At 73.7% G+C, this 12,261-nt stretch carries 8 protein-coding genes; 5 read left to right on the top strand and 3 right to left on the bottom strand.

Annotated features, from left to right (window positions below; genetic code table 11):
• Nucleotide 1 precedes the first annotated feature (1 nt).
• Entirely contained in the window at nt 2-1,006 is a 1,005-nt protein-coding gene (gene meaB, locus ABDB74_RS17455; RefSeq protein WP_346620029.1) for a methylmalonyl Co-A mutase-associated GTPase MeaB, read from the top strand.
• Nucleotides 1,007-1,148: 142 nt separating this feature from the next.
• Nucleotides 1,149-2,495, top strand: a complete 1,347-nt coding sequence (locus ABDB74_RS17450) for an acyltransferase (protein ID WP_346620028.1) — start codon at nt 1,149-1,151, stop codon at nt 2,493-2,495.
• Here the strand turns inward: ABDB74_RS17450 and ABDB74_RS17445 are convergent.
• Nucleotides 2,385-2,840 (bottom strand): gamma-glutamylcyclotransferase family protein, encoded by a 456-nt coding sequence (locus tag ABDB74_RS17445; RefSeq protein WP_346620027.1) that lies wholly within the window; start codon nt 2,838-2,840, stop codon nt 2,385-2,387. The two genes, ABDB74_RS17450 and ABDB74_RS17445, sit on opposite strands and share 111 nt — an antisense overlap.
• A gap of 115 nt (nt 2,841-2,955) precedes the next feature.
• On the opposite strand from ABDB74_RS17445, the gene ABDB74_RS17440 reads away from it, so the two are divergent.
• The 3 genes from ABDB74_RS17440 (at nt 2,956) to ABDB74_RS17430 (ending at nt 8,985) form a co-directional block, all read left to right on the top strand.
• Nucleotides 2,956-4,362 carry an NAD(P)H-quinone dehydrogenase gene (locus tag ABDB74_RS17440; RefSeq protein ID WP_346620026.1) on the top strand — a complete coding sequence of 469 codons (1,407 nt, stop codon included), beginning with the start codon at nt 2,956-2,958 and terminating at the stop codon, nt 4,360-4,362.
• A gap of 225 nt (nt 4,363-4,587) precedes the next feature.
• Nucleotides 4,588-6,294: a reprolysin-like metallopeptidase gene (locus tag ABDB74_RS17435; protein WP_346620025.1), complete on the top strand. Its 1,707-nt coding sequence runs from the start codon at nt 4,588-4,590 to the stop codon at nt 6,292-6,294.
• A 168-nt stretch (nt 6,295-6,462) separates the two neighbouring features.
• On the top strand, nt 6,463-8,985 hold the full coding sequence (locus tag ABDB74_RS17430; RefSeq protein ID WP_346620024.1) for a reprolysin-like metallopeptidase: 2,523 nt from the start codon (nt 6,463-6,465) through the stop codon (nt 8,983-8,985).
• Nucleotides 8,986-9,045: 60 nt separating this feature from the next.
• Here the strand turns inward: ABDB74_RS17430 and ABDB74_RS17425 are convergent, their stop codons facing one another.
• Nucleotides 9,046-10,806, bottom strand: coding sequence for a biotin carboxylase N-terminal domain-containing protein (locus ABDB74_RS17425; RefSeq protein WP_346620023.1), 1,761 nt, complete (start codon nt 10,804-10,806; stop codon nt 9,046-9,048).
• A 94-nt stretch (nt 10,807-10,900) separates the two neighbouring features.
• Nucleotides 10,901-12,199, bottom strand: a complete 1,299-nt coding sequence (locus ABDB74_RS17420) for a hypothetical protein (protein ID WP_346620022.1) — start codon at nt 12,197-12,199, stop codon at nt 10,901-10,903.
• Between the last annotated feature and the right edge of the window lie 62 nt (nt 12,200-12,261).

Raw genomic sequence — 12,261 nt, 5'->3', positions numbered from 1 at the left:
CATGCCGAGGGAGATCGACGTCCCGGCGCTCGTCGACGGGGTGCTGGCCGGCGACCGGCGGGTGGTGGCGCGCGCCATCACCCTGGTCGAGTCGCGGCGGGCCGACCACCGCGAGCGCGCGCAGGAGCTGCTGGTCGAGCTGCTGCCGCACGCCGGGGGAGCGCGGCGGATCGGCATCAGCGGCGTCCCCGGCGTCGGGAAGTCCACCTTCATCGACCAGCTCGGGGTGGACCTGACGGGTGCGGGTCGCCGGGTCGCGGTGCTGGCCGTCGACCCGTCGTCGGCGCGCTCCGGTGGCTCGATCCTCGGCGACAAGACCCGCATGGCCCGGCTGGCGGTCGACGAGAACGCGTTCATCCGACCCTCGCCGACCTCCGGGACGCTCGGCGGCGTCGCGCAGGCGACCCGCGAGTCGATGGTCGTGGTGGAGGCGGCCGGGCACGACGTCGTGCTGGTGGAGACCGTCGGCGTCGGGCAGTCGGAGATCACCGTCGCCGAGATGGTCGACTCGTTCCTCTTCCTGACCATCGCCCGCACCGGCGACCAGCTGCAGGGGATCAAGCGCGGCATCCTCGAGATCGCCGACGTCATCGCCGTCAACAAGGCCGACGGCCCGGCGGCGGCCGACGCCCGGAAGGCCGCCCGCGAGCTGTCCTCGGCGATCCGGATGCTGCGCGGTCGCGACGAGCCGTGGGACGTGCCGGTGCTCACCTGCGCCGGGCTCACCGGGGAGGGGCTGGACGAGGTCTGGGCGAAGCTGGTCGAGCACCAGGAGCGCGCCAAGGCGTCCGGGGCGTTCGACGAGCGCCGCCGCGCCCAGCAGGTCCGCTGGACCTGGCAGCTCGTGCGCGACGGGCTGGAGCACTCGCTCCGGGCCCACCCCGGCGTGCGCGCCGCCGTCCCCGACCTGGAGAAGGCGGTACTGGCCGGCGAGCTCACCCCCGCGCTGGCCGCGCAGCAGATCCTGCAGACCTTCCTCGCCGGTGCCGGTCGCGGCGAGACCTGACGTCGGACCGGTCCATCCGGACGCAGTCGTCACACCCGTCACTGTCCTGACTGTCGGTAGGTGAGTCGCCACAGATTGGTACCGGTCTCGGCTTAACGTCGATTTGTCGACCGGAGATGCCAGTCGTGGAACAGAGGTTCAGATGCGCAACGCCGATGCGGCTACGGACGGACTTCGCCTGCGGGCGCTCGATGGCCTGCGCTTCATCGCGGCGTTCGCCGTCGTGGCCTTCCACTTCACCGGCCGGGACAGCCCGGGCTGGGACGAGAGCGTCAGCGAGGTCTTCCCGCGACTGAGCGCGATCACCGTCTACGGCGGGTTCGGCCCCTACCTGTTCTTCATGATCAGCGGTTTCGTGATCCTGATGAGCGCCTGGGGTCGCTCGATGCCCAGCTTCATCGCCTCGCGCATCGGGCGCCTCTACCCCGCCTACTGGGCGGCGGTCGTGATCATCGCGATCGTGCTCTGGATCTTCCCGATCATGAAGCACTGGGAGGGCCTCGGCCTGGAGGGCGTGCTCGTCAACCTCACGATGTTCCAGACCGCCTTCGGGGTCGAGCACGTCGACGGCGTCTTCTGGACGCTGTGGATCGAGCTGAAGTTCTACGTGCTCCTCGCCCTGGTCGGCCTCGCCGGCGGCTTCACCCGTGGCCGGATGCTGCTGTTCTGCCTCGCGTGGCCGCTGCTCGGGGCGATGGTCGGCCGCACCCCCCTGGGGATCGCCTTCCTCGAGCCGACGTACGCGCCGTTCTTCTGCATCGGGATCGTGCTCTACCTGGCCCGCCGGTTCGGCTGGGACCTGCCGACCGGGCTGATCCTGGGGGTCAACATCGTCACCGCACTGTGGATCTGCAAGGAGCACTACATCCCCTGGTCGGAGCGGGTCGCCGGTGTCGAGGTGACGATGGGGACCCTGACCCTCGTGATGCTCGGCTGCGTCGGCGCGGTGGTGCTGGCCACGCTGACCCCGGTCGCCCGCCTCGACTGGCGCTGGCTCACCACCGCCGGTGCGCTGACCTACCCCCTGTACCTGGTGCACGAGATCCCGGGATGGGTCCTCATCCAGCAGATCTCGCCGGTGCTGCCGGCGTACGCCACGCTCGCCGTCGTCACGTCCATCGTCCTCGTCGCGGCGTATGCGATCTACCGCCTCGTCGAGGTCCCCTTCGGTCCCCGGCTGCGCCGGGCCGTGGAGCGCGACCTCGCCCGGATCGCCGCGCCGACGCCCGTGGCGGAGACGCCGGCCGCAGCCTCGACGTCGTTCCGCAGCGGCCAGTCGATCAACCACCTGCTCCACGGGTCCCGCGACCGGTCGTGGCGGGACGAGGTGCCGCTGCCCACCAGCCGGGCGTCCCACTCCCGGGAGAGCGCGCAGGTCTCAGAAGGCGGAGCGGCAGTCCCGGCGGCGGATCTCGCGCACGTAGTCGGCCGGGGCGCCGGCCGCGTCGGCGGCGTCGGCGATCGCGCCGAGGTGGCGGGCCGACGGTAGGCCGCCCTCGAACGCGTCGAGCACGTAGACGTAGCCGACGACGTCGCCGCCCAGCGTGTGCACCCGCAGGTGCACGCGGCGGTACAGGCCGGAGTCGGCGCCCTCCCAGGCGTCGAGCGCCCGTTCGTCGGCTTCGTTGAGGTCGTAGAGGGCGACGAAGACGCCGGGTGAGTCGTCCTCCGCCGGGACCAGGGTGGCCAGCGCCCCCTCCCAGCCGAGGTCCTCGCCACCGAAAGTCAGCCGCCAGCCGCGGATCCAGCCGGTGCCGGTGTGCGGGGACGACGGACAGCGGCGCAGCATCTGAGCGGGATCCATGTTCGACCCGTAGGCGGCGTAGAGGCCCATCGGGGCGAGACTAACCAGCGATCCCGGCGGGTCCGGCGACGGGCGGTGCCGCGCGGCCGACTCCCGACCGGGGACAATGGCCCCGACGGACCGACCGGCGACGAAAGATGGACCCATGACCCGCATCGTGATCATCGGTGGTGGCCCGGCCGGCTACGAGGCCGCCCTGGTCGCCGCACAGCTCGGTGCGGAGGTCACCGTGATCGAGCGCGACGGCATCGGCGGGGCCAGCGTGCTCACCGACTGCGTGCCCTCCAAGACCTTCATCGCCGCGGCCGGCGCCATGACGTCGGTGCGCGACTCCGCCGTCCTCGGCCTGCAGGGGGCGGAGCTCGCGACCGTGACCCTCGACCTCGCGTCGGTGAACCAGCGGGTCAAGGGCCTGGCCGTGGCGCAGTCGGCCGACATCCACGCCCGGCTGACCGCCGAGGGCGTGCGCATCGTCGCCGGCCAGGGGCGGCTGTCCGACGAGACGCCGGGACTGGCCGCCCACACCGTCGAGGTGGTGAACGCCGAGGGGCGGGTGACCGAGGAACTCGAGAGCGACGTCGTCCTCATCGCCACCGGCGCCGACCCGCGCGTACTGCCCGGCGCCGAACCCGACGGCGAGCGCATCCTCGACTGGCGCGACGTCTACGACCTGCAGGAGATGCCCGACCACCTGGTGGTGGTCGGTTCCGGCGTGACCGGCGCCGAGTTCGCGTCCGGCTACCTCGAGGCGGGGGTCCCGGTCACCCTCGTCTCCTCCCGTGACCAGGTGCTGCCGGGCGAGGACTCCGACGCCGCCGCTGTCGTCGAGGAGGTGTTCCGGTCCCGAGGCGGGAGGATCGCCGAGAAGGGACGGGCGGCCGCGGTGCGACGCACCGGGGCGGGCGTGCAGGTCGAGCTCACCGACGGCCGCACGGTCGACGGGTCCCACGCGCTCATGACGGTCGGCACCATCCCGAACACGTCGGGCCTGAACCTCGAGCAGTGCGGGGTGCAGACCACCGAGTCCGGGCACATCGTGGTCGACCGCGTGTCCCGCACCTCGGTCCCCGGCATCTACGCCGCGGGTGACGTCACCGGCGTGTTCCAGCTGGCCTCCGTGGCCGCCATGCAGGGCCGGATCGCCATGTGGCACGCGCTCGGCGAGGCGGTGGCGCCGATCAGGCTCAAGACGGTCGCGGCCAACGTCTTCACCCACCCCGAGATCGCCACCGTCGGGGTCCAGCAGAAGAGCCTGCCGGACTACCCCGACGTCGAAACGGTCCTCCTGCCGCTGGCGACCAATGCCCGGGCGAAGATGAGCGACCTGCACGACGGCTTCGTCAAGATGTTCGCCCGGCGCTCCACCGGGGTCATCGTCGGTGGCGTCGTCGTGGCGCCGGGGGCGTCCGAGCTGATCCTCCCGATCGCGCTCGCCGTCACCCAGCGGCTGACCGTGGACGACCTGGCGCAGACCTTCGCGATCTACCCGTCGCTGTCGGGGTCGATCACCGAGGTCGGTCGCCGGCTGATGGGCGCCGACCACCTCGCCTGACGACAGCCCCGGGAGCATCGCAGTGAGGAACGAGCGAGGAGCGGACCGGGGCGCGGAGTGGGCCGAGGGCATCGCCTGAACCAGCGGCCCCTCGGCCCTCACCGTTCGCGGGCTCGCCGCGGCCCGTGAGGGGGCCGGGGTGCGTGCGGCGGATGTGACGGACGGTTCGGCTCAACTCCGCGGTGGCGGTGCCGACAGGCACCACGGCCGCCGATTCAGGAGTCGATGCCTACTGACCGCGACCCCCGTCGTCCCCGCGGCCACCGTCGACTGCTGCGCTCCCTCGCGCTGACGGGTGCCCTCGTCACTTCCGCCGCCGGTTCCCTGGTAGCCCCTGCGGTGGCGGCGGCGGACGCGGGCACCACCGTGGTGGGTGAGCTCGTCCACGTCGTCACCGAGGGCGAGGCCGGTGGCGCTGCCCACGCGGCCGGGCACGCGGATGCCGACGGCAGCCGGCTCAGCTGGGTGCAGACCGAGGAGGGCGCCGTCCGCGTCCCCGCCGAGCAGGTCGCCGGACTGCCGACGGGCGCCACGGTCGAGCTGACGGTCGGGGCGCCGGTCGAGGACGAGGCGAGCGAGGACGGGTACGACGAGGCCCGCGAGGTGCTGGACAGCGACGTCCTCGCGCCCCCGCCGTCGACGGCCCCGGAGCCGGCGCCCGCACCCCGTGGCGGCCTGACCAACGAGGTGACCGTCGTCCTGGTGGCCCCGGCGGGCACCACCCCCGACGGCACCCGCCTGCGCGACGTCGTCGCCGCGGTGGACGGCTCGGTCGCCCGCTTCTGGGCGGAGCAGACCGGTGGCGCGATCACCCTCGGGGTCACCGACTCCCGCGACTGGCTGTCCACGGCGGCCGGCTGCGGCGACCCCGCGGCGATGTGGGACGAGGCGGCGGCGGCCGTCGGTTTCGTCCCCGGGGCGGGGAAGCACCTGATGCTGCGCCTGAGCGGTGAGACCGCCAACCAGCCGGCCTGCTCCTACGCCCTCGCCGAGGTGGGCGCCGGCCCGGCGTCCGGTGGGCGGCTCTACGTGCGGGACACGTCGACGTCCGTCATCGCCCACGAGTTCGGGCACAACTTCGGTCTGGGCCACTCCTCGTCGGCGCAGTGCGACGGCGCCGTCGAGACCGGTGCGTGCCGGGTCACGGGGTACCGCGACTACTACGACGTGATGGGCGCTTCCTGGGCGCAGCTCGGCTCGCTCAACGCCGCCCAGGCCTCGGCGCTCCGGGTGCTGCCCGGCGACGCGGAGCGGACCGTCTCGGTCGGTGAGGGGGCGACCGAGGTGACCCTCGCGCCGCTGGCCGGGACCGAAGGGGTGCGAGCCCTGCGGCTCGTCGGCGCCGAGGGCCTGGCCTACTGGCTGGAGCTGCGGTCCGCCGTCGGCCAGGACGCGTGGCTGGGCACCCGGGACAACGTCTACCGACTCGACACCGGCGTGCTGCTGCACCGGTCCGGGCAGTTCCCCGACACGTCCCTGCTGCTCGACGGCAGCCCGAGCGCCGCGGCGGGCTGGGACGCCGACCTGCAGGCCGCACTCCCGGTCGGGGTGGCCGTGCCCCTCTCCGGCGGGGACTTCACCGTGACCGTGCAGCGCATGGACCAGGCCGGCGCGGTGGTCCGCGTGGTCCCGGCCGTGCGGGCGCCGGCGGCCGCACCCGCGGCCCGGCCCGCGAGCCCGGCCCGCGGCGGGACGATCGCCGCGGACCGGGGGGCCGAGCCCGAGGTCGCCGTGGCCGCGGCGGCGCCGCAGGCCTTCTGGGCACCCGACATCGCGGTGTCCGCGCCGCGCCGCCCGATGCTGCTCGAGCCCGTCGCCGACAGCACCAGCTCGCTGGGCGGACTGCTCGTGCCGGTCGCCGCCACCGCGCTGGCCGGCGCCACGCTGCTGCTCGTGCGGCATCTCCGCAGGGCCCGCCTGATCCGTCGATGAGACGTGTTCCGCCGGGCCACGGCCGGTGGGGGAGCCGTGCTCATGGGCGCGGGGCTCCTGCTGCCGGAGTGCCCCCCGGGACGTCGTCGCGCAGTCGCGCCCACCCGACTCCAGTTCTCGCGGTGCCGTGCCGATGACGTGGTGATCCGTTCCGCCCCGGGAGTCAATGTGTCCGTTCGTCGCCGTCCCTCCGTGCTGCGGTTGTCCGCGCTCGCCGTCTCGGCTGCTGCGCTGCTGCCGCTCCTCGTGTCCGTCGGGCCGGCGGTCGCAGAGGAGCGGGCCGTCCCTGGGACCGTCGTGGGACGACTGGTGCAGGGGTATGCCGACCCGGCCCCGACCCTGGCGGGCGCGGACGACCATGCGCACGAGGCCGAGACGGGCCTGCTCAGCTGGATCCGTACCGACGCCGGCGACGCGGTGCGCGTCCCGACCGACGCCCTCCCGGCGGTGGAGGTCGGCTCCACGATCGAGGTGACCGTCGGTGACGCGGTCGTCGACGAGGCATCCGAGCAGGGCCTGGAGCCGGCGCTCGAGGTGCTGGGGGCCGAGGTGCTCGCCGGACCGGACGAGCCGGTCACGGCGTCGGCCACGGCGCCGGTGAACCACCCCGTGACCGTGGTGATGCTGCAGCCGGCCGGGGTCGCCCGGGACGCCACCACGCTGACCCAGATGACCACCGTCGTGGACGGCGTGGTCGCCGACTTCTGGGACCAGCAGACCCGGGGCGCCGTCCGGTTCGGCGTCGTCTCCTCCGTCGACTGGGGGGAGCCCGCGACCGTCGGCTGCGACAAGCCGCTCGAGCTGTGGAACGAGGCCGCGAGGCGCGCGGGCTGGTCCTGGACCGACAACGCGCACCTGCTGGTCTACGTGCCCGCCGACGCGCCCGGGTGCTCCGCGGGCCTGGGGACGGTGGGCGGGACCATGAGCGACGGCGGGCTCTCCTACGTCACGGCGATCGCGCCGTCGGTCACCGCTCACGAGTTCGGCCACAATCTCGGCCTGGGGCACTCGTCGGAGATCCAGTGCGACGGCACCGTCGACTCGGGTACCTGTCGGACGGCGCAGTACCTCGACCTGTACGACGTCATGGGCCTGTCGTGGCAGGAGATCGGCACGCTCAACGCGGCACAGGCCGCGCATCTGGGTCTGCTGGTCGACGGTGAGGTGAGCCGGATCGGGCCGGCCGAGGGCGTCACCGAGGTCAGCATCGTCCCCGCGTCGGCCACTCCCGTCGACGGCGCACACCGGGTGGTCGACCTAGCGGACATCGACGGCACCCGGTACTGGCTGGAGTACCGGCAGGCCAGTGGGCAGGACTCCTGGCTGGGGGACGGGCGCAACGTCTTCGGCCTCCAGCAGGGAGTGACCCTGCGACGGTCGTCCACCGGGTCCGACACCTCGCTGCTGCTCGACGGGTCCCCGTCGGCGCGCTCGGGTTGGCCGAGTGACCTGTCCGTCGCGCTCCCCGCCGGGACGCGCGTGGTCGTCGGCCACGCAGCCTTCGCGATCACCGTGCTCGGGGCCGACTCGACCGCGGCCCGGGTCCGGATCGCGGTCATCCACCCGATCGACCTCGCGTACGAGCGGCTCGGTGGGGCAGCGGCGCTGGGTCAGCCGGTCGCGGGCCGCACCTGCGGCCTGCGGGACGGTGGCTGTTTCACCCACTACGACCGGGGGTCGATCTACTGGTCGCCGGCGACGGGTGCGCGTCTCGTGGACGGTGACATCCGTGCCCGGTGGGGGGCGTTGGGCTGGGAGCCGGGTCGGTACGGCTATCCGGTGACCGATGCGCGCTGCGGTCTGCGGGACGGTGGGTGTCTGCAGCACTTCCAGGGTGGGTCGATCTACTGGACGCCGTTCGCCGGTGCCCGGGCGGTCGACGGTGACATCCGTGCCCGGTGGGGGGCGCTGGGCTGGGAGCTGGGTCGGTACGGCTTTCCGGTGACCGATGCCCGCTGCGGTCTGCGGGACGGTGGGTGTCTGCAGCACTTCCAGGGTGGGTCGATCTACTGGACGCCGTTCGCCGGTGCCCGGGCGGTCGACGGTGACATCCGTGCCCGGTGGGGGGCGCTGGGCTGGGAGCTGGGTCGGTACGGCTTTCCGGTGACCGATGCCCGCTGCGGTCTGCGGGACGGTGGGTGTCTGCAGCACTTCCAGGGTGGGTCGATCTACTGGACGCCGTTCGCCGGTGCCCGGGCGGTCGACGGTGACATCCGTGCCCGGTGGGGGGCGCTGGGCTGGGAGCTGGGTCGGTACGGCTTTCCGGTGACCGATGCCCGCTGCGGTCTGCGGGACGGTGGGTGTCTGCAGCACTTCCAGGGTGGGTCGATCTACTGGACGCCGTTCGCCGGTGCCCGGGCGGTCGACGGTGACATCCGTGCCCGGTGGGGGGCGCTGGGCTGGGAGCTCGGCTACTTCGGCTACCCGGTGACCGATGCCCGCTGCGGCCTCCGCGGCGGTGGGTGCCTGCAGCAGTTCCAGGGCGGGTCGATCTACTGGACCCAGTCGACCGGTGCCCAGGCCGTCGACGGCGCCATCCGCTCCCGCTGGGGCCAGCTGGGCTGGGAGAACGGCTACCTGGGCTACCCGGTGCAGGGCGCCGTCAGGCTGCCCGACGGCGACGCGTCGCAACGCTTCCAGGGCGGGACGCTGCACTGGTCGGCCCGGACGGGGCTGGTCCGCGCCTACTGACGCGGGTGCGGATCTGGGCCCCTCACCAGCTGGTGAGGGGCCCCGATCACGTCATCGCGACTAACCCGCGTCGGCGATGGTGCAGAGGACCGCACCGCTGGTGACGGTCGCGCCGACCTCCGCGGCGAGGCCCGAGACGACACCCGCCTTGTGCGCGGTGATCGGCTGCTCCATCTTCATCGCCTCGAGGACGACGACCAGGTCGCCGGCCTCGACGGTGGCGCCGTCCTCGACGGCCACCTTGACGATGGTGCCCTGCATGGGCGAGGTGAGGGAGTCACCGGAGGCGGCCGAACCGCCACCGCCGCCGCCGCGCTTGCGGGGCTTGGCCGCGGCGCCCGGCGCCGCGCCGCCGCCACCGGCGGCGAGCCCGGCGGGCAGGGAGACCTCGAGCCGGCGGCCACCGACCTCGACGACGACCGTCTGCCGAGGTGCGTCCTCGTCCTGCCCGGCCGGGGCGGCGTCGTAGGGCTGGACCTGGTTGTCCCACTCGGTCTCGATCCAGCGCGTGTGCACCGTGAACGGCTCGCTGGTGAACGCCTCGTCACGGACGACGGCCCGGTGGAACGGGATGACCGTGGGCATCCCCTCGACGATCAGCTCGTCCAGCGCGCGGCGGGCCCGCTGCAGCGCCTCCTCGCGGGTGGCGCCGGTGACGATCAGCTTGGCCAGCATCGAGTCGAACGCGCCGGCCACCTCGCCGCCGGTCTCCACGCCGGAGTCCCAGCGCACACCCGGCCCCTGCGGGATCTCCAGGCGGTCCACCGGACCGGGGGCCGGCATGAAGTTGCGGCCGGCGTCCTCGGCGTTGATCCGGAACTCGATGCTGTGGCCCCGCGGCTCCGGGTCCTCGGTGATCTCGAGGGGGAGGCCGTCGGCGATGCGGAACTGCTGGCGCACCAGGTCGATGCCCGAGGTCTCCTCGGAGACCGGGTGCTCGACCTGCAGCCGGGTGTTGACCTCGAGGAAGGAGATCGAGCCGTCGACGCCCACGAGGTACTCGACCGTCCCGGCGCCGTGGTAACCGGCCTCCTTGCAGATGGCCTTGGCCGAGGAGTGGATGCGGGCGCGCTGCTCGTGGGTGAGGAACGGCGCGGGCGCCTCCTCGACCAGCTTCTGGTTGCGCCGCTGCAGCGAGCAGTCGCGGGTGCCGACCACGATCACGTTGCCGTGGGTGTCGGCCAGCACCTGCGCCTCGACGTGCCGCGGCTTGTCCAGGAAGCGCTCGACGAAGCACTCCCCGCGGCCGAAGGCGGAGACCGCCTCGCGGACGGCGGAGTCGAACAGCTCCGGGATCTCCTCGAGGGTGCGCGCCACCTTGAGCCCGCGCCCGCCACCGCCGAAGGCCGCCTTGATGGCCACCGGCAGCCCGTGCTCCCGCGCGAAGGCGACGACCTCGTCGGCGCCGCCGACCGGGTCCCTGGTGCCCGGCACCAGCGGAGCGCCGGCCTTCGTGGCGATGTGCCGGGCGGCGACCTTGTCCCCGAGGTCGATGATCGCCTGCGGCGACGGGCCGATCCAGGTGAGCCCGGCGTCGAGCACGGCCTGTGCGAAGTCGGCGTTCTCCGACAGGAAGCCGTAGCCCGGGTGGACCGCGTCGGCCCCGGACCGCGCCGCGGCGTCCAGGATCTTCTCGATGACGAGGTAGGAGTCGCCCGGCGTGCTGCCGCCCAGGGCGAACGCCTCGTCGGCGACGCGGACGTGCAGGGCGTCGCGGTCGGGCTCGGCGTACACGGCCACGCTGGTCAGACCCGCGTCCCTGCAGGCACGCGCCACGCGGACCGCGATCTCGCCGCGGTTGGCGATGAGGACCTTCTGCACCGGTGCTCTCCCTCTCGTTCGGACCGCTCGGACTGTAGCCAGCAGGCCGGGCGGCGTCCGCAGCAGGGCTGCGCCCCACCGGCCTCCGCCCGGGTCAGACGGAGGTGAGGGAACCGGTTCGGCGGGCCACGGAGAGCCGGCGCAGCCAGCGGTCCACCCGATGCACGGGCAGGCGTCGCGCCGGGGCGGCGGCGACGTGCGCGGCCACGCCGGGCAGCTCGGCGGGAGCCGCGAGGAGCGGGTCCCCGTCCCGGGGGGTCGGGACGAGCGCGTCCTGGCCCGGGAGGTCCCCGTCGAGCACGGCGTCTTCCGGCGTCCCGGCCTCGGTGGTCTCCTCGGTGGCGCCCTCGGGGGCCTCCTCGGGGGCCCGGGCGGCGTGCGTCGGGATGAGCGCGACCAACGCGTCCAGCGCGGCGTCGAGGAGTTCCTCGGCGCTGGGCTCCGGGACCTCGCGGGCGGGCCCCTCGGACGTGACCTCGAGCTCGGCCAGGTCGCCGACGACCTGGCAGCCGGTCGCGCGCAGCTCGGCCACCATGGCCGCCGCGCGGGCCACCACCCACGGCCGGTCGCCCGCGGGGACGGTCAGGGAACCCGACGACGGGCGCTCGGCGAGGACGGAGGCGGCCACGTGGTGGGTGATGCGGCTGGCGTACGTCGGCCAGTCGATGCCGTAGTCGAGGCGTTCGTTGAGCCGGCGCAGCAACTCGGCCTCAGCGCGGCCGAGGGACTTGTTGCGGCGGCCGTCCGGCGGGGTGGCCAGCCCGGGGTCGACCCCGACCACCGCGGCGAAGCGCTCCCAGAGCGTGGCCGGGTCCGCACCCCGCGGGGGGACGGTCACCAGGTGGACCTGGGCCGGGGGCAGCTCGGCGGCCCAGCGCCGCACGACCGCGGGCACGTCCTGGCGCAGCCACAGCGCCCGGCCGTACCAGGCCTCGCTCCAGGCATCGGACCGCACCACCCGGAGGAACTCGTCGAACGGCACGAAGTGCCGGTTCTTCACGTCCTCCTGCCAGACGGCGGGGAGCTGCCGGGCCAGGTCCCGGGCGGTGACGACCACGTGGACCTCGGCGAAGTCGAGGTCGCCGAGCGCCCGGGCGATCGCCTCGGGGGGGAGGTCGCCGAAGAGCTCGTGCGAGATGACCGTGGTGCCCTCGTGCGCCCGGGCCGCCTCGACCAGCCGGCTCCAGGCGCCCTGCACCGCGGGGTCGGGCCAGCCGTTGAAGTCGTTCTGGGCGAGGTCGCGCGTGGCGTGGAAGTGGGCTTCCGGCACCTCGCCGGGGTAGCGGACCCCGGCCTCGGCCAGGGCCTCCCGGGAGTGCCACAGGAGATCCTGCAGGTAGGTCGTCCCGGACTTGGGCGTACCGACGTGGAAGATCACCTTCTGTGTGCTCATGGCTACTATGAGTACCTGGCTTTGGCCGTGCAGGCCACCCGGGACGGCTCAGCAGTCACAGC

This window comes from Blastococcus sp. HT6-4, from assembly GCF_039679125.1.
GTDB classification, from domain to species: domain Bacteria; phylum Actinomycetota; class Actinomycetes; order Mycobacteriales; family Geodermatophilaceae; genus Blastococcus; species Blastococcus montanus.
Note: the sequence above shows the minus strand (reverse complement) of the source record. Positions and strands in the feature narration are given on the sequence as shown.

What these genes read in the sequence shown, in the direction of transcription:
- meaB (WP_346620029.1), top strand. Translation starts at nt 2, where the DNA reads ATGCCGAGGGAGATCGACGTCCCGGCGCTCGTCGACGGGGTGCTGGCC.
- ABDB74_RS17450 (WP_346620028.1), top strand. Translation starts at nt 1,149, where the DNA reads ATGCGCAACGCCGATGCGGCTACGGACGGACTTCGCCTGCGGGCGCTC.
- ABDB74_RS17445 (WP_346620027.1), bottom strand. Translation starts at nt 2,840, where the DNA reads ATGGGCCTCTACGCCGCCTACGGGTCGAACATGGATCCCGCTCAGATG.
- ABDB74_RS17440 (WP_346620026.1), top strand. Translation starts at nt 2,956, where the DNA reads ATGACCCGCATCGTGATCATCGGTGGTGGCCCGGCCGGCTACGAGGCC.
- ABDB74_RS17435 (WP_346620025.1), top strand. Translation starts at nt 4,588, where the DNA reads ATGCCTACTGACCGCGACCCCCGTCGTCCCCGCGGCCACCGTCGACTG.
- ABDB74_RS17420 (WP_346620022.1), bottom strand. Translation starts at nt 12,199, where the DNA reads ATGAGCACACAGAAGGTGATCTTCCACGTCGGTACGCCCAAGTCCGGG.